26 protein-coding genes are annotated in these 24,442 nt (G+C 36.8%); 8 read left to right on the plus strand and 18 right to left on the minus strand.

Translation table 11 applies throughout. From position 1 onward, the window contains the following. Window positions 1-29: 29 nt before the first annotated feature. The gene (gene hemH, locus J7E77_RS06910) at window positions 30-962 is read right to left on the minus strand and encodes a ferrochelatase (RefSeq protein WP_214713228.1); all 933 of its coding nucleotides are present in this window, start codon (window positions 960-962) and stop codon (window positions 30-32) included. Between the two features lie 172 nt (window positions 963-1,134). After that, window positions 1,135-2,181 (minus strand): uroporphyrinogen decarboxylase, encoded by a 1,047-nt coding sequence (gene hemE, locus J7E77_RS06915; RefSeq protein ID WP_214713229.1) that lies wholly within the window; start codon window positions 2,179-2,181, stop codon window positions 1,135-1,137. Window positions 2,182-2,482: 301 nt separating this feature from the next. Here hemE and J7E77_RS06920 point away from each other — a divergent pair, with 301 nt between their 5' ends. Further along, window positions 2,483-3,880: a hypothetical protein gene (locus tag J7E77_RS06920; RefSeq protein ID WP_214713230.1), complete on the plus strand. Its 1,398-nt coding sequence runs from the start codon at window positions 2,483-2,485 to the stop codon at window positions 3,878-3,880. Window positions 3,881-3,919: 39 nt separating this feature from the next. On the opposite strand, the gene J7E77_RS06925 is transcribed toward J7E77_RS06920, so the two are convergent. Continuing rightward, complete coding sequence (locus J7E77_RS06925) at window positions 3,920-4,558, minus strand: phosphatase PAP2 family protein (RefSeq protein ID WP_214713231.1); 639 nt, start codon at window positions 4,556-4,558, stop codon at window positions 3,920-3,922. A gap of 146 nt (window positions 4,559-4,704) precedes the next feature. Between J7E77_RS06925 and J7E77_RS06930 the strand changes: the two genes are divergently transcribed. Then, window positions 4,705-5,883 (plus strand): M20 family metallopeptidase, encoded by a 1,179-nt coding sequence (locus J7E77_RS06930; RefSeq protein ID WP_285290500.1) that lies wholly within the window; start codon window positions 4,705-4,707, stop codon window positions 5,881-5,883. A 16-nt stretch (window positions 5,884-5,899) separates the two neighbouring features. Here the strand turns inward: J7E77_RS06930 and J7E77_RS06935 are convergent, their stop codons facing one another. The 3 genes from J7E77_RS06935 to J7E77_RS06945 form a co-directional block, all read right to left on the minus strand. Continuing rightward, the gene (locus J7E77_RS06935; RefSeq protein ID WP_214713232.1) at window positions 5,900-6,625 is read right to left on the minus strand and encodes an EcsC family protein; all 726 of its coding nucleotides are present in this window, start codon (window positions 6,623-6,625) and stop codon (window positions 5,900-5,902) included. 98 nt (window positions 6,626-6,723) lie between these two features. Continuing rightward, window positions 6,724-7,935: an ABC transporter permease gene (locus tag J7E77_RS06940; RefSeq protein ID WP_214713233.1), complete on the minus strand. Its 1,212-nt coding sequence runs from the start codon at window positions 7,933-7,935 to the stop codon at window positions 6,724-6,726. Further along, on the minus strand, window positions 7,928-8,668 hold the full coding sequence (locus tag J7E77_RS06945) for an ABC transporter ATP-binding protein (protein ID WP_214713234.1): 741 nt from the start codon (window positions 8,666-8,668) through the stop codon (window positions 7,928-7,930). The genes J7E77_RS06940 and J7E77_RS06945 overlap by 8 nt, the downstream gene beginning before the upstream one ends. A 596-nt stretch (window positions 8,669-9,264) precedes the next feature. On the opposite strand from J7E77_RS06945, the gene J7E77_RS06950 reads away from it, so the two are divergent. Then, window positions 9,265-9,684, plus strand: a complete 420-nt coding sequence (locus J7E77_RS06950) for an HIT family protein (protein WP_214713235.1) — start codon at window positions 9,265-9,267, stop codon at window positions 9,682-9,684. 145 nt (window positions 9,685-9,829) lie between these two features. Then, entirely contained in the window at window positions 9,830-10,357 is a 528-nt protein-coding gene (locus J7E77_RS06955; RefSeq protein ID WP_088086002.1) for a tryptophan transporter, read from the plus strand. A gap of 57 nt (window positions 10,358-10,414) precedes the next feature. Here J7E77_RS06955 and yhzF read toward each other — a convergent pair whose 3' ends face one another. Then, window positions 10,415-10,606, minus strand: a complete 192-nt coding sequence (gene yhzF / locus J7E77_RS06960) for a membrane protein YhzF (protein WP_168242423.1) — start codon at window positions 10,604-10,606, stop codon at window positions 10,415-10,417. A 335-nt stretch (window positions 10,607-10,941) separates the two neighbouring features. On the opposite strand from yhzF, the gene J7E77_RS06965 reads away from it, so the two are divergent. Then, entirely contained in the window at window positions 10,942-11,517 is a 576-nt protein-coding gene (locus tag J7E77_RS06965; protein ID WP_088090333.1) for an HTH-type transcriptional regulator Hpr, read from the plus strand. Window positions 11,518-11,524: 7 nt separating this feature from the next. On the opposite strand, the gene J7E77_RS06970 is transcribed toward J7E77_RS06965, so the two are convergent. After that, a complete protein-coding gene (locus tag J7E77_RS06970; protein WP_214713236.1) occupies window positions 11,525-11,860 on the minus strand; it encodes a DUF1878 family protein in 336 nt (111 codons plus the stop codon). A gap of 241 nt (window positions 11,861-12,101) precedes the next feature. Here J7E77_RS06970 and J7E77_RS06975 point away from each other — a divergent pair, with 241 nt between their 5' ends. After that, window positions 12,102-12,281 carry a hypothetical protein gene (locus J7E77_RS06975; RefSeq protein WP_214713367.1) on the plus strand — a complete coding sequence of 60 codons (180 nt, stop codon included), beginning with the start codon at window positions 12,102-12,104 and terminating at the stop codon, window positions 12,279-12,281. Between the two features lie 94 nt (window positions 12,282-12,375). On the opposite strand, the gene J7E77_RS06980 is transcribed toward J7E77_RS06975, so the two are convergent. Both J7E77_RS06980 and J7E77_RS06985 read right to left on the minus strand, forming a co-directional pair. Further along, window positions 12,376-12,468 carry a YjcZ family sporulation protein gene (locus J7E77_RS06980; RefSeq protein WP_066251949.1) on the minus strand — a complete coding sequence of 31 codons (93 nt, stop codon included), beginning with the start codon at window positions 12,466-12,468 and terminating at the stop codon, window positions 12,376-12,378. Window positions 12,469-12,503: 35 nt separating this feature from the next. Then, on the minus strand, window positions 12,504-12,590 hold the full coding sequence (locus J7E77_RS06985; RefSeq protein ID WP_214713368.1) for a YjcZ family sporulation protein: 87 nt from the start codon (window positions 12,588-12,590) through the stop codon (window positions 12,504-12,506). 209 nt (window positions 12,591-12,799) lie between these two features. Here J7E77_RS06985 and J7E77_RS06990 point away from each other — a divergent pair, with 209 nt between their 5' ends. Next, window positions 12,800-13,672, plus strand: a complete 873-nt coding sequence (locus J7E77_RS06990; RefSeq protein WP_214713237.1) for a peptidylprolyl isomerase — start codon at window positions 12,800-12,802, stop codon at window positions 13,670-13,672. A 45-nt stretch (window positions 13,673-13,717) separates the two neighbouring features. On the opposite strand, the gene J7E77_RS06995 is transcribed toward J7E77_RS06990, so the two are convergent. From J7E77_RS06995 to J7E77_RS07020, 6 genes are all read right to left on the minus strand, one after another. After that, the gene (locus tag J7E77_RS06995; RefSeq protein ID WP_168242420.1) at window positions 13,718-13,918 is read right to left on the minus strand and encodes a sporulation YhaL family protein; all 201 of its coding nucleotides are present in this window, start codon (window positions 13,916-13,918) and stop codon (window positions 13,718-13,720) included. 114 nt (window positions 13,919-14,032) lie between these two features. After that, entirely contained in the window at window positions 14,033-14,977 is a 945-nt protein-coding gene (gene yhaM / locus J7E77_RS07000) for a 3'-5' exoribonuclease YhaM (protein WP_168242419.1), read from the minus strand. A 50-nt stretch (window positions 14,978-15,027) separates the two neighbouring features. Beyond that, entirely contained in the window at window positions 15,028-18,033 is a 3,006-nt protein-coding gene (locus J7E77_RS07005) for an AAA family ATPase (RefSeq protein WP_214713238.1), read from the minus strand. Between the two features lie 18 nt (window positions 18,034-18,051). Further along, entirely contained in the window at window positions 18,052-19,272 is a 1,221-nt protein-coding gene (locus J7E77_RS07010) for a metallophosphoesterase family protein (RefSeq protein WP_214713239.1), read from the minus strand. 148 nt (window positions 19,273-19,420) lie between these two features. Then, complete coding sequence (locus tag J7E77_RS07015; RefSeq protein ID WP_214713240.1) at window positions 19,421-20,674, minus strand: ABC transporter permease; 1,254 nt, start codon at window positions 20,672-20,674, stop codon at window positions 19,421-19,423. Next, entirely contained in the window at window positions 20,667-21,566 is a 900-nt protein-coding gene (locus tag J7E77_RS07020) for an ABC transporter ATP-binding protein (RefSeq protein ID WP_214713241.1), read from the minus strand. The genes J7E77_RS07015 and J7E77_RS07020 overlap by 8 nt, the downstream gene beginning before the upstream one ends. 122 nt (window positions 21,567-21,688) lie before the next feature. Here J7E77_RS07020 and J7E77_RS07025 point away from each other — a divergent pair, with 122 nt between their 5' ends. Further along, on the plus strand, window positions 21,689-21,874 hold the full coding sequence (locus tag J7E77_RS07025) for a YhzD family protein (RefSeq protein WP_214713242.1): 186 nt from the start codon (window positions 21,689-21,691) through the stop codon (window positions 21,872-21,874). 38 nt (window positions 21,875-21,912) lie between these two features. On the opposite strand, the gene J7E77_RS07030 is transcribed toward J7E77_RS07025, so the two are convergent. After that, complete coding sequence (locus tag J7E77_RS07030) at window positions 21,913-22,704, minus strand: enoyl-CoA hydratase (protein WP_214713243.1); 792 nt, start codon at window positions 22,702-22,704, stop codon at window positions 21,913-21,915. 233 nt (window positions 22,705-22,937) lie between these two features. After that, window positions 22,938-23,807, minus strand: a complete 870-nt coding sequence (locus J7E77_RS07035) for a Cof-type HAD-IIB family hydrolase (protein ID WP_214713244.1) — start codon at window positions 23,805-23,807, stop codon at window positions 22,938-22,940. Window positions 23,808-24,442 lie beyond the last annotated feature (635 nt).

The raw sequence follows: 24,442 nt of genomic DNA on the forward strand, positions 1-24,442 counted from the left end.
GTGCTCACCTTCTTCCACTAATCTGAATCTTACTCAGCTGTCATTTTAAGAACAACAGTCGACAATGCATCAATAAATTCTTCCTTTGCATTTGGCATTTCCGGTCGATAATAGCTTACACCTAATTCTTCCGTCACTTTTCTACATTCATAATCATTATCATAAAGCACTTCAAGGTGTTCAGATACAAACCCTAAAGGTGCATAAACAAATGCCTTATAATGATGCTCTTTATATAAATCCCTTGTTAAATCCTGAACATCTGGACCCAGCCAAGGCTCTGGAGTTTGCCCAGCACTTTGCCAGCCAACAACGTATTTTTTTACACCAGCCTGTTCAGCAATTAAGTCAGCTGTTTCTTTCAGTTGACTCGGATATGGATCCCCAAACTGCAGAATCTTCTCTGGCAGACTATGCGCTGAAACGATGAGTACAGCATCAGCCTTTTCTTCTTCAGGCATTTGGTCAAAGATTTTCTTAATCTTTCCTGCCCAATAATCGATAAACTTTGGTTCCTGATACCAGCTTTCAATTGTTCTTATCTTTAGCCCGCCTAATTTTTCTGCTTCTTCTTGGGCTCTTCCATTATAGGATTTTATGCTAAAGGTTGAAAAATGCGGAGCAAGAACTATACTTACAGCCTCTTCGATCCCATCAGCATGCATTTGATGAACAGCATCTTCAATAAACGGCTGGATATGTTTTAGACCAAGATACATTTTGAATTCTATATTTTGTTGAATTTTATTTAGATGTTCTTCGAGTTTTTCTGCTTGCTCGAGTGTGATCTTTGCCAAAGGGGAAATCCCGCCAATCGCTTCATACCGACCGCGAAGCTCTTCAATCATTTCTGGAGTTGGCTTCCGGCCGTGGCGAATATGTGTATAGTACCCCTCTAAATCATCTAAGTTATATGGGGTACCATATGCCATTACCAGCAGACCCATTTTCTTTTTTGTCATGTCCGCACCTCATTTTCAAGTCTCTTCGCTTTTCCGTATTCAATGTTGGACGACTGATTAGGTTGCGGGCCAATAAAAGCTGGAGTACTCTTAAAGACCCAATATCAAGCAGCCCATATTATTGTGCCAAAAAATTGGACTGCTTACCAATTTAAAGACTTAAGATGGAAACTTAACGACTGAGTTTTGATGCTGAATACTCATGGACAAATGAAGTTAATTTTTTCAACGTTTCTGGGTTAACTGAAGGGAATACACCGTGACCCAAATTAAAGATGTAACCATCTTGTGCCATTCCTTGGTCTAATATTGCTTTCGCTCTTTCTTCGATTACTTCCCATGGAGCTAACAAAATAGCCGGGTCAAGATTGCCTTGAACGGTTTTATGAATGCCCATTTCCCTTGCCTCGTGAATTGGCAGACGCCAATCTAAACCTACAACATCAAGTGGCAGGTCATTCCATTCTAATGCAAGATGGCTAGCACCAACGCCGAACATAATTAACGGAACATTTTCCTCTTTTAATGAAGTAAAGATACGATTCATGACAGGCTTAATGAAATAACGATAATCCTCTACATTGAGTGCTCCCACCCATGAATCAAAAATCTGGATGGCCCTTGCACCAGCTTTAATTTGCGACTTTACATATGTAATGATCATGTCCGCAAGTTTCTCCATAAGTGCAAACCATGCCTTTGGCTCGGTGTACATAAACGCTTTGGTCTTATTATAGTTTTTAGAAGGGCCGCCTTCGACCATATAACTTGCCAAAGTAAATGGTGCACCAGAAAAACCGATTAATGGCACGGATAATTGCTCTTGGGTTAATAATTTAATGGTGTCCAATACATAAGGAACATCTTCTTCTGGATTAATTTCTCCTAGTTTTTCAACATCTGCTAAAGAACGGATTGGATTGTCAATAACTGGTCCAATCCCACCTTTTATTTCTACCTCCATGCCAATCGCTGGCAGGGGTGTCATTATATCTTTATATAAAATGGCTGCATCGACGTTGTATTGTTCAACAGGCAAGCGCGTTACATACGCACAAAGCTCAGGCTGGTGAGTGATTTCAAATAAGGAATACTTTTCTTTAATCTCTCTGTACTCTGGTTGTGAACGACCAGCTTGGCGCATATACCATACAGGTACATGGTCAGTTTTCTCACCTCTGGCTGCTTTTAAAAATGTTTCATTAATCGGTCTTGTCATTAGGGTAGTCCACCTTTCAAAAACATGTCTGTTGTCCATTTTAATATATATAGCATGAATTTAAAACTCTCTGATTCTTTCTAAACTGTATTTACTATATCTATTAATCCTATTTGTGTATAGATAACGCTATTAACTGTCAAAAAAAAGTCGTTTTTATGTTTTAAAATTCGTTAAATCTGCAGGCTGACTTCCCAATATTTTTTCACTTTTAGCTCTCACCACTTGATGCAATTTTCATATTCTGTATTACATCCAACAGGGCTATAGCCCCCCTGGGTGAAAGAAAGGAGGAACTTGTATGATTGTCGAGCTTACTGCACTTCATTGGATATATGTGACCTTTATTGTTCTTATTATTGGGTTTATGGTAATGAGAAGGGACACATCCATTGTTTGTATCGTCGGTATTTTCCTAATTGCTATCACAGCAACCGGGTCGTTAAGTCATTCGATAAGTAGTATTTTCAACAGTTTCAGTTATGCCATTACAGAATTATTATCTACTATTCTTGTTATTTCAATAATTGTAGCGATGAGCAATACATTAACGGTAACCGGAATTAATGATGTCATGATTTCACCTTTTCGAAAACTTATCCGTAACCCCACTCTCGCCTATTGGACAATAGGAATTCTAATGATGATTATTTCCTGGTTCTTCTGGCCTTCCCCTGCTGTTGCACTTTTAGGTGCCGTCCTACTTCCAGTTGCGATTCGAGCAGGACTTCCTGCCCTTGGCGTTGCCATGGCAATGAACTTGTTTGGTCATGGAATCGCTTTATCTGGTGACTTCGTGATCCAAGCTGCCCCCAAACTAACCTCTGATGCGGCCGGTATTCCAATTCAAGATGTTATTAATGCCAGCATTCCATTAGTGTTTATTATGGGTCTTGTTACAACCGTTACGGCATTCTACTTCTTACGAAGGGATATGAAGCGTGGTGTTCTAACCACTACAACTTCTGTCAGCGCGGATTCGCCTTCGAGCAGCACTGACCATCCTGCGCTTTTATCACTTGCTCAAAAACGCTTCTTTGCTATATTAGTACCATTATTATTTGCTGCAGATGTTGCCGCCATGTCAATCCTTGATTTAGCAGGTGGTGATGCCACAGCATTAATTGGTGGTACCTCCATTCTAATTCTTCTGTTAATCACTTTAACGAGCCATAAAAATAAAGGCTTAGAAAAAACAACACAATATTTAATAGAAGGATTCCAATTTGGTTTTAAAGTTTTTGGTCCTGTTATTCCAATTGCCGCATTCTTCTATTTGGGTGACGCCGGATTTGGGAAAATCATTGGTGACTTTTTACCGAAGGCTTCCCAAGGGATTGTCAATGATTTAGGCGTTTCTCTCGCGAATATCGTTCCGTTAAGCAAAGAAGTTGGGGCGATTACCCTAACTACTGTAGGGGCCATCACTGGTCTGGATGGTTCAGGCTTTTCAGGCATATCGCTTGCCGGATCCGTTGCCAGCCTATTTGCTGTGGCTATAGGTAAAGGTGCTGCCACATTGACTGCACTCGGGCAAATCGCTGCTATATGGGTAGGCGGCGGAACACTTGTACCATGGGCGTTAATCCCGGCTGCCGCTATCTGTAATGTTGATCCATTTGAACTAGCCAGACGAAACCTTCTACCAGTTGTGATCGGTCTCGTCGTGACAACGATTGCAGCAATGTTTCTCATTTAAACCAAGTAAAGAGGCTGATCCAGTGATCAGCCTCTTTACTTATTTTATAGCTTTTTTTAAATAGGTATATATTTGAATCCAAATCACTACCCAAAGATAACCTAAAGCATAGCCTCCAAGGACATCAGAAGGATAATGAACATGTAATATAATTCGGCTAGCACCTATTAATAATAGTAAGATGGTTGTAATTGCAGCAATGGTTATTTTTCCTGCCTTTGATTTTGTTCCCTCAATTAAAAGATACGCAATCATAAAATAAACAATCATCCCTACCATGGCATGACCGCTCGGAAAACTGTAGCTTTTCACATTGACAAGATGTTCAAGGTCTGGCCTTGGGCGCTCAAAAAGATCTTTTAAAAGCTTACTAATTTCATTACCTAATGCTATTGATAAGGCCAGGACGGCAGCACCAACATAGTTCCTTTTTTTTAGTAGTAACCAGGCTAACGCAAGCAAGGCCACAACCCCAATCCCTTTTTTATCCCCCATTTCTGTTAGTTGAATAAATAATGGAATGATTGTCTTAGGTACATGTGAGAATAACCCTGCTATTTTTTCATCAATCCAAAATTGGCTGTGGATACCAACTTTGATTGTAGTAAATAAGGCAAATAATACAGCAATAAACATAAAAATAAAAGAAGGATTCCACTTGTTTTGATTTTTCCCCATTCCCCAAACCCTTTCCTGCATCTATCTAGTAGAAATTCTAATAAAAGTATAATGAAAAGGAATATAAAAATCTACTTTATAGGATAAAAGTGATAAAATAGTTTGAAAATACATTCTTTATTTCTGATACGTTTGGGGGAATCGATTTGTTAAACAAGCTGTTTGTTGTCTTAGAAGGGTCATATGAAGAAATGGTTGCCTTACGCCGTTATATGCACCAGCATCCAGAGTTATCTTTTAAGGAATATAATACAGCAAAATTCATTCAATCCTTTTATGAGAAGCTCCAAATTGAAGTAAGAGTTAACGTGGGTGGTAATGGTGTAGTTGCTAAGGTTTATGGAAAGAAGCCTGGTAAAACGGTTGCATTACGCGCTGATTTTGATGCATTACCCATTCAGGATGAAAAGGAAGTTCCATACAAATCCTTAGTTCCAGGAGTGATGCATGCTTGTGGACATGATGGTCATACGGCTACTCTCCTCGTCCTAGCAAAAACAATCAACGATTTAAAAGAGGAATTGGAAGGCACATATGTTTTTATCCATCAACACGCTGAGGAGTATGCTCCTGGTGGTGCGATTTCAATGATTGAAGATGGATGTTTAGATGGTGTTGATGTGATTTTTGGTACTCATTTATGGGCAAGTGAACCGACGGGAACCATCCAATATCGAACCGGACCAATCATGGCGGCGGCTGACCGCTTTGAAATTGACATCCAGGGTAAAGGCGGTCATGGTGCCCAGCCACATAAAACGGTAGATGCCATCGTAATTGCTTCTCAGCTTGTTTTAAATCTACAGCAAATTGTCAGTCGCAGGATTAATCCGATTGATTCCGCTGTTGTCACCATTGGCTCTTTCACGGCACAGAATGCCTTCAACGTTATAGCTGACAAAGCGCGTCTCATTGGCACTGTGCGGACTTTTAATGATAGCGTCCGTCAATTTATCGAGGATGAAATGGAAAGAATTATTGCTGGTACATGCTCTATGTCAGGCAGTTCGTATGAATTTAGGTTTGATAGGGGCTACCCTGCGGTGGTCAATCATGAGAAAGAAACCGCTTATTTGACTTCCTGTGCACAGAAGGTCGCAGAAGTAACCACTATGGAAGAAAGCGAGCCGCAAATGGGCGGTGAAGATTTCGCCTATTATTTGCAAAACGTGCCAGGTACATTCTTCTTCACTGGAGCAAAGCCGGTAGGTAGCGAAACAGGATACCCTCATCATCACCCCAAATTTGATATTGATGAAAAGGCAATGTTAATTGCAGCGAAAACATTGGGTGTGGCCGCAATTAGTATTCATGGTAATGATTAAGGAAAATCCCCTGAACTCAAATTGGGTCAGGGGATTTTTGCAGTAGTCTTAATCGATAGGCATTCATAGCTGTTTCTCCTAAATGCTTAAGGAGATTGTGATTGGCATAAGCACCGACAAAAGCTCCAATGCCCGGGACTAGTTGGAGCATTTTAGCTAAGTCGATATAATCCCGATACTCCTGCTGAAACTTGCGCCAATCCATTTCCACAAGAACCCGCTTTCGATTCTCCCAGTTTTCAATTTCATCTAGTGTACTCTTACGTATGTCCTCACTTGAAAATGCAAGCTGAAAAACATGAAGAATAAAAAGTCTTTCTGCATATTCCTTTGTATTAAACCCATAGATGGATGCTGCTTCAAATAGAAATTTCATCTTAATGGAAAGCAGTAACGGAAAGTCAGCAAGTCCAAGCAAAATACCACCAGCACCAGTCCCCGCACCTTCAATCATCGCTGTCTTTTGAAAGGCAGTGATTTTTTTAGCTGCCAATTCATCTCTTTCAGCAAGCGTTAACCCACATGCCTGATCCTTATTTGTTGTCACCTGCGAGCCGAATAACGTTGCTTTTACCATTGCTTTGATACTTTCTGTCATTACCTCATGAACCTTTTCAGGAATTAATTCATTTATTTTCACTTGAGCTTTTTTCGATAATCGGTTCATCATCCCTGAACGTCTCGTTAATTTTCGTTTCCACTCTTCGACTTCCTCAAAAACCTTTAATTCATACTCGTTCATTGGCAACCCCTCCACAATAATAATATGCATACATACGAAGTTCTCCGCCCAATAGTTTCAAAAAAATCCCCTTCTATGATTTAAAAGGGGATTTCCGATTATGATTTCAATCGTTTACTAGCGTAAAAATAAACAAAAACATAGCTAAAAACAAGTCCAGCACCTAAAGATAGCAACGATATGAACAAATCACCTTTAAACAATATAAATAATGAAAAGATGACTGCTTGGATCGCTAAAATGGTCATTAATAAAGAGTAAAATGCTCCTGTTTTATATTTTTGTTCCACAGGATATAAGTCTACCCATAGTTTATTTTGATGATGATTCCAAAGTGGAAGAAGCTGAAAACCCGTTAAATATAAGAATAAAATTCCAAGTAAAATTTGACCTATCCCAAAAGCAATAAAATAAATCGCAAGTGCACCAATTACTGTTAAGCGCGTAAAGAGTCCTAGATAATCAGATGACCGTAAAAAGGCTCTCGAAAACAAATATTGATAGGTCTTATCTCGGGAAAAGGCAATTCGGTTAATGAATAAATCTAACCATTTTCTTCTTTTTACCGTATCCCTTAATTTTGGTACGTCTGTAAACATATTTGCCAGCCGGTAGAAGGACGCCATCCTTTTCTCTTCTTGATTAATTAATAAATCCCATTTAAGGCCCATTTTCTTAGTTTGAACATAAAAGTAAAAGTAATAAAAAATATAAACTACCACAATTAGCAATAGGATAAAAATACTCGCTTGTTTAAATAACAAATATGTAAAAGTTGCATTTATTAAATAGCGAACAAAGTTGTCCCATCTATGGATAGAAGATTGTACGAAATAGTCGATTCGCCAGCTAGTTGCTAAATTCCAAGCCTTTAAGGCCAAAAGTATAACTAGAAAGGGGATAAATGAACGGAAGCCAGTACTACTTATTTGGGCATACATTGGCATCAAAACTGCCAACACCATAAGGAGAAGATACCCTTGAAAAACAAGACTCGCTCCTCCTGAACGAAGAAAATATCCTTTTAATTTATCCTCAAGCGGGAGTATAAACACCTGATCGGCTTCAAGCAGGAAATTGTAAACAGGACTATAGGTTAACAAGATACCAATCAATACAGCGATAATTATTTCTGCAGGAAAACCATCTGAAAGGGTTTCAATCCACTTTTGATAATAAAATGAGGCCGTTCCAATTAAAAACAATAAAACAACGACCAGATGCCCATTGAAAATATAGCGTAAATACCTGCCTAAATCTTTAATACGACTGCTAGCTCGGTCTTTCCAAAGCTTTTTTTCATCAAACATAATTTTCTTCCTTTGTTAATTGAATATACAAATCATCTAAAGAAGCAGCTGGCATGGAAAATTGCACCCTCAACTCCTCAAGCGTCCCTTTTGCACGTATTTTTCCTTCATGCAAGATCACAAATCGATTACAATACTTTTCCGCAGTGGCCAAAATATGAGTGGACATTAAAATACCTGCACCGTTATCTTTCATTTTTTTCATTAAATCAAGTAGAGATTGAATACCCAGCGGGTCAAGCCCGACAAAAGGTTCATCAACAATATATAGAGACGGCTGAATTAAAAATGCACACATAATCATTACCTTTTGTTTCATGCCTTTAGAAAAATGGGCAGGAAACCACTTTAAACGCTTTTCCATACGAAATTCTGTCAGCAATGATGTAATACGCTCTTTATAAGTGGCCTCATCAAGACCGTATGCCATTGCCGTAAGTTTCAAATGCTCCTCAAGGGTCAATTCTTCATATAAAACCGGGGTTTCTGGAACAAACGTAAACAATTTACGATAAGCTTCTTTATTTTCTGTAAAGGTTTGTCCATTTATTTTTACTGCACCACGGTGTGGTTCCATTAATCCAATAATGTGTTTTATGGTTGTACTTTTGCCCGCCCCATTTAATCCAATAAGGCCGACGATTTCTTTTTCCTTTACTTCAAAGGAAACATCTTTTAAGACAGGGTTTCGGGTATATCCACCGACAAGATTTTCGATCATTAATAAAGACATTTGCAACGTCCTTCCTAAGCACGATTATTTTATTATTTTAACAAATTGTCCTTGATAAAAATAGAAATTCAATTTTTTATCTTTTTTTTGTATATTTCTTTTCACATCGGACATCATAATATTCGAAGGGGAAATAACTTACTTCGATGAAGCGATTCATCAAAACTTGAGATGAGGTGTCTGTCAAAGACAATTTACATTTCAAATAAGTGAGCTTCCAATCCGTTTCAGATAAGGGGATGGTTGTTTTGTACAAAGTGCACAGGAACCATTTTGAGTTCTAGTAACACCAAGTAACTGTTTATCTTAAAAAAATAAACATTAAATGAGGTGTTTACCGCAGATCGCTACCTGTTTTTATAAGTTGGGAAAACATATAAAAACACTATAGGGGATGGTCAGCTTGAACAATAATGTCTCTTTATAAAAAACACTCTATGAAAAATGAGGTGTTTATCAAAGAACACTCCTATTGAACGTACCTTTTGAAGCAATTCCCCTTCGAGAGGGCAGGATTCCATGCGGATCCTGCCTTTTTCTTTTTGGAGTTTGTATGGTAAAATAATACAAACCAATCAGAAGGGATCGTGTATGTAATGAGCGATTGTATTTTTTGTAAAATTGTTAATGGAGAAATTCCATCCGCAAAAGTTTTTGAGAATGAGCATGTATTAGCCTTTTTGGATATTACACAGGTAACAAAAGGACATACATTAGTTATTCCGAAAATACATAAGGAAAACTTATTTGAACTAACTCCAGAAATTGCCAGGAACCTTTTTGAAGTGGTCCCTGCCATTGCGAATGCCTTAAAAAAAGAATTTGAACCGATTGGATTAAATACGCTAAATAATAATGGTGAACATGCCGGTCAATCCGTATTTCATTATCATATGCATTTACTTCCGCGTTATGGAAAAGGGGACGGATTTGGAGCTATATGGAAAAGTAATCAAAGTGAATATACTTTCCAAATGTTAGAAGAAATGGCTGCAAATATTAACAATCAAGTGTAAAACTGATGTATTTTTAATTGTCTGAAAATTATATCTTTATTATTATTATATAATTATGTTATAATGAAAGCAGGTTTTTCGCTGCAGGCAACTAGAGCACTGCAGGAGGAACAAATAGATTAGTATAGCAGAGGAGAGAAGAGAAATGAATACGAAGAACATTGTAATTTTAGCCCTATTAGCGGGGATTGGGGTGGTCTTGCATACGGTAATGCCAAGTTTTCTTGGAATTAAACCTGACATGATGCTTGCTATGATGTTTTTAGGAATAATCCTTATTCCTGAGATAAAGAGTGTCTTGCTCTTGTCTATTGTGACCGGAGTATTGTCTGCATTAACAACTGGATTTCCAGGTGGACAAATTCCAAATATCATTGATAAGCCCATCACTGCTTTGGTCTTCCTCGGTTTATTTTTATCCTTAAAAAAATACCGAAACTCTATTGTAAGTGTTGCCGTCTTAACTGCGGTTGGAACTGCTGTTTCAGGGACAATCTTTTTAACATCAGCATTCTATCTTGTAGGCTTACCTATGTCTTTTACCGCACTATTTGCAGCAGGTGTTTTGCCGGCCATTGCACTCAATACCGTTACAATGGTTATTTTGTATCCAGTAGCTCAATCAATTGTTAAGCGAACTAAATTAACAACACCTTCCGTCATTCAAAAATAATGAACGGGATCCTTTTTAAGAAAAGAACCCAGAGGGGTTCTTTTCTTAATATACTTTCTATAAAAAATAGGTGATCATTACAGCAATTACCAGACAAATCCCTCCACCTCCAGCTAATGCAAATGTTCTTTTCTTTAATATTTGTTTAGGTGGATATACACCGGGGCTTGTTAATCTTAAAAAATATTTAATTGCTCCTAATAAAAGGATCGCACCAAAAATAAAAAAAAGGGTTGCAGCAAGCTTCATCTATCTTATCCCCCTATTTAGTTTCAAAAATTCGACCATTTGTTGTAACTATTTATATGTTTAGGCGTCCATTCCTATGAACAAGGTCTATAAGTTAAAAAAAGGGATGAATGGGAACTTTTCTTTAATAAAATTCTAGAGTGAATTTTCTAAATGTTGCTATTTTTCGGTGGATCTAGTCAAAAAATATGATTCTTTTCAAGAATATGCATATTTTTTTAAAATTCAATAGGATATTATTCGAATTTTTAAAAATTTTGTGAATTTATACTTTATTAATTTTTACTTTATTGGCATAATGAAAATAGAGAAATATAAAGTGGGTGAAAATGGGGATGACTGAAAAACAATATTCAATGAAGGAAGCGATGATTTTTACTCAGAGAGTTGCACAATTAAGTAAAGCCTTGTGGAAATCGATTGAGAAAGATTGGCAGCAATGGATAAAGCCTTTTGATTTAAATATTAATGAACATCATATTCTATGGATTGCTTACCATTTAAATGGGGCTTCTATATCGGATGTGGCCAAGTTCGGGGTTATGCATGTTTCAACAGCATTTAACTTTTCGAAAAAGTTAGAAGAACGAGGTTTGCTTCAATTTTCAAAAAAGGAAAATGACAAACGTAATACTTATATCCAGCTTACTGAAAAGGGTGACGAGATTTTACTTCAACTAATGGAAACCTATGAGCCAAATGGCAATGCTGTATTTTCTGGTGCTTTGCCGCTTCGTGACTTATACGGCAAGTTTCCAGAGATTGTTGAAATGATGGCGATCGTCCGTAACATTTATGGGGAAGATTTCATGGAAATCTTTGAACGTTCATTTCATAATATTGAAAGTAGGTTTGTTGAAGAGGATGGTAAGCTAAGAAAATCAAAAAATACTGAACAAGAACTCGTTTAATATTGTATTATAAGTACTTTACCATCTCTTGAAAAAGAGGTAAGTAAAGCTTTTGCGTTAAACACGCGTTAATTACTTCTCTTATATTTAGCGTAGATGGTAATGATACAGATAATTCATGAAAAAGCGGATGGAAGTAAACATACCCCTCCGCTTTTTGTTCTTCCATTTTTAGGTTCATTTTTTCACATAAAGAATAAAATTTCTCTATTTCCTGTTCGGTAATCCCATTTTCAATTATTAGTTTATATAATTCAAGCTTGGGATCATTAAGCAATTTTAATAATAGCTTTTGATGATATTCAAGCAAGTTTATTCTTTCCAGTAATTCATATTCATTCATCCTATGCCCTCTTTTCAGAACTTTAACATTTTTATATGTTTATTATTAACCTTTTAAAACATTGGGTAAACCATTTTTAATAATAACAGGTAAAATTATTAATTAGTAGTTCCAGACAGAATATAAATGGTTAAAGCATCCATTAAGAGCCTAACATTCTTCCATTCTTTTTGACTATCTTTTTTGGGTGATTTTTGATATTGTATTAATCATAACACGAACATCAGGGAGGGAATCATTGATGATCTCCATTTTTATTGTCTTCGCTATTTTTATCTTGTTTTATGTAAATAAAATGACCAATTCACTCTGTATCCAAAAAGAAATTCCTGAAGAAAGCCAACATAAGGTGTTTCGTACCATTAATATCCTAATTACGATTCTTCTGATCTCTTCATATTTGGAAATTTTATATACATAATCCAATTAGAACGCTTAGCGAACGAAGGGATTTGTATTCATTAAAAATAGAAGCGATGAGAGCATTTCTCATCGCTTTTAGTTTGGTACGTTTATTAATAAACCCAAGAAGCTCCAATGATAATTAATAAAATGAATAGGACAACCACTAAGGCAAATCCTCCACCGTAACCTGCTCCACCAGACATATATTTACCTCCATTCATAAATGTTTAATTTGGTCTTACCAAATCCAAGAAGCCCCGACAATAATTAATAGTATGAAAAGTACTACAATTAGAGCAAAGCCCGCTCCATATCCATGGCTCATCGTAATACCTCCTTTTTCATTTACTACGATATACTATTCAAACCGTATTCATTTCGTTTAGGCACTTCCCACTTTTTTTGAAATGATTTTTAGGTTGCCTTTTTTATAAATTTCAAAAAATAAACATCGTTATAATTTTTGCAGTAGTTCCCATTTATGTTATAGTAGAGTTTGTGGACAAGAATTTACTGTTTAGGAGAGATTTCATCATGAAAAAATGGTTATTAGCCCTTTCATTGGCTGGTGGAGTACTTGCATTAACTGCATGTAATCAAAGCGGATCTGATACAGTGGCAGAGAGCAAAGTTGGTAACGTTACGCAAGAAGAACTTTACAACACAATGAAGGATAAATACGGGGACCAAGCCCTTCAGCAGCTTGTATATGAAAAAGTTCTATCTAAGAAATACAAGGTTACTGATAAGGAATTAAATGCGAAAATCGACCAATTAAAAACAGATCTTGGTGCAAATTTTGAATCTACGCTTGCACAATATGGTTATAAAAGCGAAGATGACTTGAAGAAAACGATGAAGCTCGGCATGATGCAGGAAAAAGCTGCGATGAAAGGCGTTAAGGTAACTGAAAAGGAATTAAAGGATTACTACGCTACTTATCAACCTGAAATAAAGGCTCGTCATATCCTTGTTGCTGATGAAAAAACAGCAAATGAAGTGAAGAAAAAGCTTGATGGTGGAGCGAAATTTGAAGATATGGCAAAACAGTATTCAACAGATGAAGGCTCTAAAGCAAACGGCGGGGACTTAGGTTGGTTTGGAACTGGAAAGATGGATCCTGACTTCGAAAAAGCTGCATATGCTTTAAAAGTCAATGAAATTAGTGCTCCAGTAAAATCACAATTTGGTTATCATATTATCCAATTAACTGACAAAAAAGAGAAAAAACCATACGCAGAAATGAAGGACGAAATTGAAACACAAGTAAAATCTTCTAAATTAACCACTGAAGAAATTAATAAAGCTATGGAACGTGAACTTAAAGCTGCAGATGTAAAGGTTAGTGATAAAGACTTAAAAGACGCACTTAACCCACAAACAGGAGCAGCAACTGCTGCACAATAAGAAATGAAAAAAGCGGAACGCCTCCTATGGGCGCTTCCGCTTTTATTATTCACCAGTTGCCTTAAGTTCTTCTTTAAGTTCTTCCTTCAATTCCTTTTCTCTCTCCAGGCGTTTCATATAGATCTCGCCTTCCTGCTCAATGTTTTCCATTTCCATTAGTCGCTCTTCTCTTCCTGTTTTCAGTGCCATTAGTGCACTCACTACAATACCAACCACAACAGCATATACCCAAATAGGAATAGTCAATTTTTCTTGCTCCTTTCTTAGTGGTTGTCCACCTTTACTAAATGATATTCCCTTAAAATGAAATTATTCATATTACCTTTTAAAGCAAAAAAAATAACCCAAAAGAGGGTTATTTTATTTATGAAAAACTGGCTTATAAAAGGAACGATTATCCAAGGCGAAAATTCGCTCGGTAAATTCACCTGGCTTCACTCTTTCTAATGCACGGTCAAGCATATTCATTTTTGCATCAAGATTATCGATATAATGTAAAATCTCAGCTTCTTTAATCATTGGCGGTTTTGGACTGCCCCATTCTGCTTTTCCATGATGACTTAGAACAAGATGTTGGAGAATAAGGACTTCTTCCCCAGAAATACCGAGTTCTTCAGCTGCTTTGCCTATTTCATTAATCATGATCGTAATATGCCCAAGCAGATTCCCTTCAATCGTGTAGACCGTCGAAATGGGACCGGATAGTTCCAATACTTTACCCATATCATGTAAAATAACCCCTGCATAGAGTAAATCCTTGTCAAGGCTTGGATAAAGCATGGCAATTGATTTGGCCAGATCAAGCATACTGACAACATGATATGCAAGTCCTGACACAAACTCATGATGATTTTTAGTTGCTGCTGGAAACTCTAAAAAAGCCTCCTGGTGCTTCTTAATTAAATGTCGTGTAATTCTTTGGATATTAGGATTTTTCATTTCAAAAATATACTGAGTGAGTTTGCCTGACATTTCTTCTTGGCTTAGTGGAGCGGTCTCTAAGAAGTCATCCAATTTTACGCCATCTGACGGCCCAGTACGGCGAATTTGACGGATTTTAAGTTGACTTTTCCCTCGATAACTATGCACATCACCTTGTATTTTTACAATGCTTTGTGGTGCATAACTCTTTCCATCCTCTTCATTAACATCCCAAAGCTTTGCTTCTATTTCCCCACTTTTATCTTGGAGAATTAGTGTTAAAAAAGGTTTGCCATTACTTGCAATTCCTTTAGTAGAACTTTTTATTAATAAAAAAAGTTCCACCTGTTCCCCTACTTCATGCTTTAATATTCCTTTACCCATAATTTCACGTCCTTTCCACTAGTAAGAGTATAACATATCCAATTATCACTCTATGAAATTATCTGAACAGCACCTTTTTCTAAAAAAAGAACATTTTCCCTTGGGAAATGTGGAAGCAAATGTTTATGACAAGTGAAAAATAATAGTTGATTTCGCTCCAGCCCTTTTAGTAGTTCTATCACTTTTTCTGTTCTATTTGCATCAAAATTTACAAAACTATCATCAATAATAATTGGGAGCAGATGTTTCTCATATAACGTAACTGCAAAGGCAAGTCGTATGGCTACGTATAATTGTTCGGTTGTCGCTTGGCTTAGTTCATTTGCTTCAAATATAGTACGATCCTTGCGCTCAACTAAAAAACCCGATCCTGTGTCCTGTAAGTGAATCCTATGATAGTTGCCATCAGTGAGAAACAATAAATATTCCTCTGCTTTGGAGAGCATCATTGGTAAATGAATATTTTTATACTTTTCAATCGTATCTGAGAGGATCTCTTGTGCTAAACAATAGACGGACCACTCTTTCGCTGCCTCTTCCAATTCAAATTTTTTCTGCTTGTAGTGATGGAGAATATCTGAATAAATGCCCCCCTCTTCTAGGACTTGAATTTCATATTTAATGGAAGCTTGTTCTTCCAGAATTTTTTTTAATTTTGCTTGTAATAATTGGACCTCCTGATTACATTCAGTCAGTAATTCATCACTAGGTCGCATTTGGAGGAAGTTTTCCCGTTCCTGTTCAGAGAGAATCGAATATTGTAGTTGGCTCTGCAATGATTCTAATCTTTCAGTCAGCTTTACTTTCTTTTCTGCCTTTGCTCCAAGTTCATAAAATTGGTGCTCCGTTTCCACCTGTGCAGAAGAGATAAGTTTTTTATATTCTGATTGCAGATGAGTCAACTCCTGAGACTTTTGCCTTAAATCAGCTTCAAGGTCGGTAAGCTTAGCTAGTCTCTCTTGACTCGTTATTAGCTTGCCATGTTCTTCTTTCAACTTGTTTCGCAATACATAGGCAGCATTATACAAATCTAAACCTTTTTCATTTAAATAAAGCTTCTCAAAATGATGGAGACTCTTTATTATTTTTTCCTGCTGCTGATTTATTTGCTCAATTCTTGAATGTAATTGTTTTTTCTCTCTATAAATCAACTTATAGTGTTCAATTAGTTCAAATGCTTCTAGTAAAAAGGAATTTGCAATATATTCAGGAATCCTTAATTCATTGCTAATGGATAACAGCTTTTCTTTATTTTGAGCTGACTCCAATTCCCATTGTTCAAATTTTGCAATGACCTTTTCATATTGAGCTTGCTGCTGCTTTAACTTCATTTTTACTATTTGCAGTTCTTCTTTCCTCTGGTTATCAAGCTCTAACTGCTCCTCAAAATTTGTTATTTCGATATATTCAGCTGAGTGGAGTATTTTCGTTAACTCTTTTTCCTTTTCTCGTAAACCGTTTAATGTTTGATTTAAGTCTACTTCCTTCGATTGCTTCTTCCTTTTAGTCATAAAAATGGCTATTAAACTACACCCTAGTAAACCTAAAGTAACTAAAAACCATTGCTTTGAAAGTATGCCATAAAGTGTAACTGCAGCTAGAATAAACTCAAAAAGATATAACTGATGTTTCTTCTGCTTCTCTTGCTTGACTGAAGCTACTTTATCTCGTTCATTTACCTGATGGTAGAATTCTATTTTATCTTGTAAGGCCCTTAGTTCTCCTTCTATGCTCTTCTTATCATTTCCCGAAGTTAACTTCTCTTCAAGCCGCAACCGTTCCTGTACAGTTAGAACATGTCTCTCTGTTAGTCGGACCTCTTTTTCTATTTCTTCTAAATTGCCTTTTTCTTCTTGATATTGATTTTCTAATTCTTCCTTTACTTCTTCTAGCCTTTGAACTTTCCGAGAAACTACATCAACTTGGTTTTTCATATAAATATTTGTATTAATAGAAAAGATATTTTCCTCATTTAAATTTAAATGAAGCTTTTCTTTAGTTATAGAAAGCTCTTCTTCAATAGCTAAAAGTTTCGTTTCGCATTTCAGTTTCTCCTGCTTTAATTGCTCATAGAGCGGGACTTGGTCAAGCAAGGAAAGAAGAGCCGGCTCGTTTTTTAGAAAAGAATGGTCTGGCTGAATCATCGCTATTTCTTTTTTTAAAATTCCAATTCTTTCGGTCATACTGTTAATCTCCGCACGATAAGGATGGATGAGTTGATTTATGTTTTCGACCCGTTCAATACCACGTGCCGGAAACCCAATCTCTCCTAGTTCCTTTAGCTCCTTCGATGTCCACTTTTCATCCTTGACGGTGGATTCGATCCTTTTCCATTCATTTAGTTTTTCAATCATTGCCCCAAGCTCCTGTATAGACCTGTTTATTCCGGTTAGTTCTTCCTGGAGCATCTCTTTTTTTTCTACTAGATTTGAATAATTTTTATTTTTTGCTTCTGCTATTTTCAATTCTTCATTGATTTCATGAAGTGCTTGTAACTTTTCATTTAATAAAGGTTTCTTTCCTGAAGGCTTAAAGCGCGCGTCTAACTCTTTTTGCAGGAAACCTTCTGTTTTTGACAACCTTTCAGTTCCTAATGTTCCAGCGGAAAATAGGAATTTCCCTATCTCTTCACTTTTCATTTGATGGATATTTTGCAAACCATGCAAATTAAAAGAAAAAATAGCTTGAAATAAGCTTTTATCAAAGTTTCCAGTTAATTCTTTAAGTAATTCCTCGCCGCCCATCCTACCATTGTCCAAAGCGACCTTGACATCGCCGGCAGCTTTTCCTTTAACACGTTCAATCACAGCCCCGCCGTGACTTTCATGATATATTCTAATTTTTCCTCCGTATTTGGTACTATGTTTTGGCTCATATCGGAGCACTAATGATTGTTGTTTTGTAGGAAAACCGAATAGGATACCATGGATAAAGGCCATAATTGTGGACTTACCAGCTTCATTTTCTCCATAGAAAACTTGAAAATCGTGAAGGTTGGTAATTTGGACATTCTCTAATTGGCCATACCCGTATATGTGTAGTTCGAGGATTTTCAAATCTCCCTCACACCTTCCCTAAGCTTGATAAAGTAATTGTATAAGCAACTTCTCTGCTTTTCCGACTAGTTCTTTTTGCTCTGCAGCCGTAAACTGAGCTAAATATTTTCTCCCTAAATGGTGTTCGTACAATGGAGCCAAAGCATGCTCCACATCGTCATAATGGTCAATGGTTTCAAAGAGCTCTGCATAAAAATTAGCGTCCCTTTTCATTTGTTCTTTATCTATTTGCTGACTAACTGTGATGGTTAAGTCGACAACCCAAACAAATGATTTCTCATCTTTTTCATCCTCTAAGAGAAGCTCTAAAAGTTCGGCATCGACGCTTCTTTTTTCCCGTTCATCGTCTAATTGAATATTTTTCAAAACAAGAGATAATAGCGTCCCCTTCTGTTCCTTCCTTACACTATTGATTTGAGTTTGGCATAATTGTAATAGTTCATGAAAACTTCTGGCTGAAGATCCATCAACCACTGCTTCTTCCCAAATAATATCAGCTGTTTCTAAAAAGGTCATTTTCAGATCAAGTTCGGTTAACGATACATGATAAATTCCTTTTACTCCTGTTTCTTTCTTATTTCTACCTTGGATATTGCCTGGATAAATGATCGGCGGTTTATCAGATAGGATCGTTCTTTTATGGATATGGCCCAATGCCCAATAATCAAAATCTTTTCGAAGCAAATCACTAACTGTAAATGGAGCATAGTTATCATGCTCAACCCCAGAACTCTCATTTCCATGAAGAATTCCGATATGGAAGTCGGCTCCTTCTTTCTTTATATAATCATCTATTCTTCTATCATAGACATGTCTCGTTGGATAACTAAAGCCATATAGATGGATGATTTCTCCGCTCTTTGTATGTAAAACTTTGGTTCCTACCTCATTATTAAAAACATGTACATTTGGTGGCATGTCGAGGTGAACCCAGGACCCGTTTAAATGATCATGATTACCATGGACGATATAAACAGGAATTTCTTTTTCTGCAAGCTTAAGCATCTCGGTCCGAAAGCGGGATTGTGCCCGCAAGCTGCGGTCCTCACCATCGAACAAATCGCCTGCTAATATAACGAAGTCGACCTGATGGTAAATCGCAGCTGCCGTAACCTTTTTTAAGGCTGTAAACGTACTTTCTTTCACTCGTAAAAAGATATTATGAGGCAAATACTTTAATCCAACCATCGGGCTGTCCAAATGCAGATCAGCTGCATGAATAAACGTTATCTTTTTCATAAAAAATTCCTTTCCTCATCTTTTCTCCATTGTAGCACCTCTGAAATACGAATGCACGTTCTTGTTAATAGTAGGATGAAAAAATAAAGAGCTTTTACCTGGGGTAAAAGCTAAAACTTTTACCCTAGGTAAAAACTCAAGTTCACCTTTATTCTTTCTTAGTTAACTGTAATGCTTTTTTAATATCTTTAAAGGAGTTTGACTGTCCATACATTAAGACTCCGCCACGATATACGCGAGCCCCAAATATCGCTAAGAAAATAATAGTTGTTACCAGGATAGCTATTCCTAATAGAGCCTCCCAGACCGGAATTGTCAACATTCCAACACGCAGAAACATGATCATTGGTGTAAAGAACGGTATATAAGATGTTATCGTGATGAACGGTGCATCAGGCTTTCCCAAGCCAAACATAGCAATCATAAATCCAGCAACAACGAGCATGGTCATTGGCGTAATCATTTGCTGAACATCTTCAATTCTGCTGACAAGTGACCCGAGAAATGCTGCAAGTGTGGCATAAAGAAAATAGCCTAGAATAAAGAAAATGACCGCATACACGATCGTATCTCCAGGGATATCACCAAAACCATATACACCAAAAAAACCTTCTTTTAAGGATTCCATATTCTGTTTAAACGAGAAATAGCCTACAGAGAGAAATACAGCAAGTTGTGTCAGGCTTAAAAGACCTATTCCGATTATTTTTGCAAACATTTGCTTAATCGGTGAGACACTTGATATTAAGATTTCCATTACCCTTGAAGATTTTTCTGTCGCAACTTCCATCGCAATCATATTTGCATACATAATAACTGAAAAATAAATGATAAATAGCAGGACGTAGACAAGACCCCTTGCTTGATTTAATTCCTCCTCTGTTTTTGCGTTCTTCTCAAGGGCAATTTTCTCAAAAGAAACGGGTTCATAAAGCTTTTGAAGCTGGACGGGTGTCAGATTGATATGAGAAGCTGCGAGCATTGTTTTTAATTGCTGGAGGCTCGTTTGAAGATCAGTAAACAAGGCTGAATCAGCCATACTCATGGCTTTAAATTGTGCTTCTGGCAGTTTTTCATCATTGAAACTGAGCAGAAGAATTCCTTGATAATCTCCCTTTTCTACCGCTTTTTCAGCTTCAGCTTCACTGCCCTCGTAAAGAGACAGTTTAATATTTTTATTAATTGATCTAACTTGTTTTTCCAATGGTTTGTATAATTGTCCTGTTTCATCTAAAACAACAACCATTTCTTTCCCATCATTTTTATCAAATATATCAATGATATTTGATAAGTTAGTTAAGACTAAGACGATTACAACTGTTAAAAGGGTTGTGATGATAAAGGATTTTGTTTTTAATTTGTTTATATAAGTATGGAACAAAATAATCCAAAAACTATTCATAAGAGTCACCTACTTTCTCAATAAAAATATCATTTAAAGAAGGCTCTTCAAGAGCAAATTTCCGAATAAACCCTTGATTTACTATCTCTTTAAGAATTTTTTCGGCTATGTACTCTCCTTCAATTTGTAGATGAATTCCTTCCATAGTAGGTTTTGACTTAACAACTCCAGGATAACTTTTTAAGGAATCTAACGAAAAATCAGCATGAATAACCAAGTTCTTTTTACCAAACGACCGCTTTATTTCTTTTAATGAACCATGGACCACTGGACTTCCTTTGTGTAAAATGCAAAGATGCTCACACATTTCTTCTACATGTTCCATCCGGTGACTCGAAAACACGATGGTTGCTCCACTTTCTTTTAAGGATAAAACTGATTCCTTCAGCATTTCCACATTTACCGGGTCAAGCCCGCTAAATGGCTCATCGAGAATTAATAATTTCGGTTTATGTACGACAGCAGCAATGAATTGAATTTTCTGTTGGTTCCCCTTGGAAAGTTCTTCGACTTTTTTATTCTCATACTCTTGAATTTTAAATCGCTCAAGCCATGACCTTAATTCTGCAAGTGCCTCCGTCTTTCGCATCCCTCTTAATCTTGCTAAATAGACAATTTGGTCACGGACTTTTAGTTTTGGATACAAGCCTCGCTCCTCCGGAAGATAGCCGACTAAGTGACTCGAAGAATAATCAATCGGCTTCCCGTCCCATGTAATCTTTCCACCGCTAGAATCGAGTAGACCTAAGATCATACGGAATGTCGTTGTTTTTCCTGCTCCATTTGCCCCTAAAAAGCCAAACATTTCTTTCTCGGGTATTTCTAAAGATAAATCGTCAACAGCAGCAAAATCTCCAAACCTTTTCGTGACATGTTCAAGTATCAGACCCATTTCACACACTCCTCTCCATTTAATTACGAATATTACACAAAATTGTTTCACTTTCTTTTTGCGCTTTTTTTTTAATTATGTGAAAATATTAAGTAACATTAGTTTATTAAGGGGTTGGTGGAATGAAGACTTATAAATTAACAGCATTTGAAACCAATGGAGAAAAGATTTTAGACGAATCTATTCAGGCTGAACATGATGAGGCTGCAAAAGAATTAGCCGAAAAGATGTTAACTGAAAAAAACTTATTAGAATGTACACATCGCTGCACCTCGCCAAGTGGAAAATTATTACTGTTTCATTCTTAAAATGGCTAAAAAACAAAGAAGCCGGGTGGCTTCTTTGTTTACTTTCCTATAAATCTAGGTGGCCTTTTTTCAATAAATGCTCGAATTCCTTCTTGGTGGTCAATCGTTTCACGCATTTTTTGTTGGGAGAGTTTTTCTAATTCTAATATTTTTAGTAAATATGGACGATTCATGTCTGCCAATATTTTTTTTGTTTTTATCATTGCTTGAACCGGTTTGCTTAACCAATCTGCGATTCTAGCATCTAATGTCTCCTGAAGCGTTCCAGTGGCTACCTCTTCAATTAACCCCAACTCCAATGCCTCAGCAGCATTCATCATTTTACCGTCCCAGATTACGTGTTTCGCTTTTGCTTCTCCTAATTTTTTCTCTAAAAAGAAATGGGCACCTCCATCAGGAATCAAACCAATTCCAATAAAATTCATTGCAAACTTACTAGTCTTTTCGGCAATGATATGGTCTGTAGCTAATGCTAGGCTGAATCCCAAGCCTGCTGCTGCCCCTGATACAGCGCTAATCGTTAATTTCGGCATACTATAAAGAGTAATAATAAGCTCACTAATGCTATCCATGACTGGATAAAATTCATTTTCATTCATGCTAGAAATCATTGTTTTAATATCACCGCCGGCTGAAAAGGCTCTACCTTTTCCGGTTATTACAACAATATCAATTTCATCGGATTCACTGATTTCTTTAAGCTTGCAGACAAGCCCCCTAATCATATCTGGATCCATTGCGTTTAAAGCTTCGGGTCTATTCATTTCTAATGTTGCAACACGGCCAGCAATCTTCACATGCACCTTATCGGTAATAAAATTTATCGACATGCCCAACCCTCCCATCCTCTTTCATCAATTCCATTATATAGGGAATTGATGGGATAAATAAATAAAAGTTTTTAAAATATAGTGAATTTTCTATTACCTAATCTTTTTCTTATCACAGTCAAAAAGGCAAAGGAATACCCACTGAAAGTTAAATCAATACAGTGGAAATTATTTAGATAATAGTTCAAACAAAAAAAGATATCAACGGCTCTGCCACTGATATCTTTCTGGGATTATTTTTTGATAATGTTCATCCTTCTTAAAAACTCAATTGGCTGCTGCTTTCTAAAATGTTCTTTGACCATATATGCAACACCATGTTCATTCTCTGATCTGGTAACCCAATCGGATGCTCTCTTTACTTCGAAATCGGCATTCCACATTGATACTCCTAGACCTACGGCTTCAAGCAATGGAATATCATCTAGACCATCACCGATATAGACCATTTCTTTTCGATGGATTCCAAGTTGGCTCGCTAGGTAGGATAACCCTGATAACTTTGAAACACCCACGGGTACAATATCTAACCGTAACGAGTCAAGCTCAATCAATTCAATCTCTGTAAACATTTTTCTAAGCGCCTTTTTGGCATCTTGAAGGTCACTCTCTTCTTCAAAATATACTTCAATCTTAGGCGGGCTCACTGGTTGGTCATGTAAATATTCCGATAGTGATGAAACAAATTGCTGTGAATAGAAGACTGGATCTCCTGAGGTAAAAACGGTTTTAGCCAACAAATTATTATTTATCTTTAATTTATTTGCTAATGAAAATTGTTCGTGGACTAGACGAATTTGACAGGGCAGGGCCTCTAAAAAGCTTACTGTATCGTAGGTTATATCTTCATTTATCCTTTTCACATAAATTGGTTTGTCCTCTGAACTGGCAATAAAAGCGCCTTGATGAGTGATTAATGGTGATTTTATTTTTAAGGCCTTCGCTACTTTCCTTGTAGAAGGAAAACTCCTTGATGTAACGAGTGTGACATATATCCCTTTTTGTTGAACATATTCGATTGCTTCTTTTGTTGATTTATGAATTTTTCCATTTGTTTGAAGAAGTGTGCCATCAATATTTAAAGCAAGCAAGCGATAAATCATTACGTTGCCCCCTGTTCTTGGTGAATTAGCCTTTATATCACTTTTATGATTTTTTAGGCATTTATAGAACAGAAAAGCGGAAGCTTTACCTTACAGGCATATTGACCAAAGCATAGTCGTTAGGTATGGGTGAAATTATTAATTGATTGTCCCTGCTAACTGGCCTGTTGATTTCCGCTCCGGGCACTCGCTTTCCGCGGGGAGGTCCTGGAGCCTCCTCGGCGTTTTGGCGCCTCCGGGGTCTCCCGTGACCTCTCTGTCCCGCAGGAGTCGAGTGCCCTCCACTCCAATCAACAGGGAGACAAATTAACCTAAAGCATTGCAACATTCTTTTTCTAGCCCAACTAAATCTTCTGATATAAGTTCATCAATAGACACAAATTCATATTCACTTTGGCAAAACTATTTTGGCTTAAACATTGATTTCACACTTATTCTTTATATTCTTTGGCTGTTTTAGAAGATAATGTTGTTATAAATCAATGATCAGATAATTAAAAAGGATATTTTGTGTAAAATTACACTTCAACATTTGAACATTCATGATATATTATTCGTCTTTTTCCTTCAATGAGCGAATATTGGGTTTCAATGAGCGAATAATGAGCTTTTATGAGCGAATCTCGTGTTTTATG

Source organism: Bacillus sp. ISL-77, assembly GCF_018613105.1.

What these genes read in the sequence shown, in the direction of transcription:
- hemH (WP_214713228.1), bottom strand. Translation starts at nt 962, where the DNA reads ATGACAAAAAAGAAAATGGGTCTGCTGGTAATGGCATATGGTACCCCA.
- hemE (WP_214713229.1), bottom strand. Translation starts at nt 2,181, where the DNA reads ATGACAAGACCGATTAATGAAACATTTTTAAAAGCAGCCAGAGGTGAG.
- J7E77_RS06920 (WP_214713230.1), top strand. Translation starts at nt 2,483, where the DNA reads ATGATTGTCGAGCTTACTGCACTTCATTGGATATATGTGACCTTTATT.
- J7E77_RS06925 (WP_214713231.1), bottom strand. Translation starts at nt 4,558, where the DNA reads ATGGGGAAAAATCAAAACAAGTGGAATCCTTCTTTTATTTTTATGTTT.
- J7E77_RS06935 (WP_214713232.1), bottom strand. Translation starts at nt 6,625, where the DNA reads ATGAACGAGTATGAATTAAAGGTTTTTGAGGAAGTCGAAGAGTGGAAA.
- J7E77_RS06940 (WP_214713233.1), bottom strand. Translation starts at nt 7,935, where the DNA reads ATGTTTGATGAAAAAAAGCTTTGGAAAGACCGAGCTAGCAGTCGTATT.
- J7E77_RS06945 (WP_214713234.1), bottom strand. Translation starts at nt 8,668, where the DNA reads ATGTCTTTATTAATGATCGAAAATCTTGTCGGTGGATATACCCGAAAC.
- J7E77_RS06950 (WP_214713235.1), top strand. Translation starts at nt 9,265, where the DNA reads ATGAGCGATTGTATTTTTTGTAAAATTGTTAATGGAGAAATTCCATCC.
- J7E77_RS06955 (WP_088086002.1), top strand. Translation starts at nt 9,830, where the DNA reads ATGAATACGAAGAACATTGTAATTTTAGCCCTATTAGCGGGGATTGGG.
- yhzF (WP_168242423.1), bottom strand. Translation starts at nt 10,606, where the DNA reads ATGAAGCTTGCTGCAACCCTTTTTTTTATTTTTGGTGCGATCCTTTTA.
- J7E77_RS06965 (WP_088090333.1), top strand. Translation starts at nt 10,942, where the DNA reads ATGACTGAAAAACAATATTCAATGAAGGAAGCGATGATTTTTACTCAG.
- J7E77_RS06970 (WP_214713236.1), bottom strand. Translation starts at nt 11,860, where the DNA reads ATGAATGAATATGAATTACTGGAAAGAATAAACTTGCTTGAATATCAT.
- J7E77_RS06975 (WP_214713367.1), top strand. Translation starts at nt 12,102, where the DNA reads ATGATCTCCATTTTTATTGTCTTCGCTATTTTTATCTTGTTTTATGTA.
- J7E77_RS06980 (WP_066251949.1), bottom strand. Translation starts at nt 12,468, where the DNA reads ATGTCTGGTGGAGCAGGTTACGGTGGAGGATTTGCCTTAGTGGTTGTC.
- J7E77_RS06985 (WP_214713368.1), bottom strand. Translation starts at nt 12,590, where the DNA reads ATGAGCCATGGATATGGAGCGGGCTTTGCTCTAATTGTAGTACTTTTC.
- J7E77_RS06990 (WP_214713237.1), top strand. Translation starts at nt 12,800, where the DNA reads ATGAAAAAATGGTTATTAGCCCTTTCATTGGCTGGTGGAGTACTTGCA.
- yhaM (WP_168242419.1), bottom strand. Translation starts at nt 14,977, where the DNA reads ATGGGTAAAGGAATATTAAAGCATGAAGTAGGGGAACAGGTGGAACTT.
- J7E77_RS07010 (WP_214713239.1), bottom strand. Translation starts at nt 19,272, where the DNA reads ATGAAAAAGATAACGTTTATTCATGCAGCTGATCTGCATTTGGACAGC.
- J7E77_RS07015 (WP_214713240.1), bottom strand. Translation starts at nt 20,674, where the DNA reads ATGAATAGTTTTTGGATTATTTTGTTCCATACTTATATAAACAAATTA.
- J7E77_RS07020 (WP_214713241.1), bottom strand. Translation starts at nt 21,566, where the DNA reads ATGGGTCTGATACTTGAACATGTCACGAAAAGGTTTGGAGATTTTGCT.
- J7E77_RS07025 (WP_214713242.1), top strand. Translation starts at nt 21,689, where the DNA reads ATGAAGACTTATAAATTAACAGCATTTGAAACCAATGGAGAAAAGATT.
- J7E77_RS07030 (WP_214713243.1), bottom strand. Translation starts at nt 22,704, where the DNA reads ATGTCGATAAATTTTATTACCGATAAGGTGCATGTGAAGATTGCTGGC.
- J7E77_RS07035 (WP_214713244.1), bottom strand. Translation starts at nt 23,807, where the DNA reads ATGATTTATCGCTTGCTTGCTTTAAATATTGATGGCACACTTCTTCAA.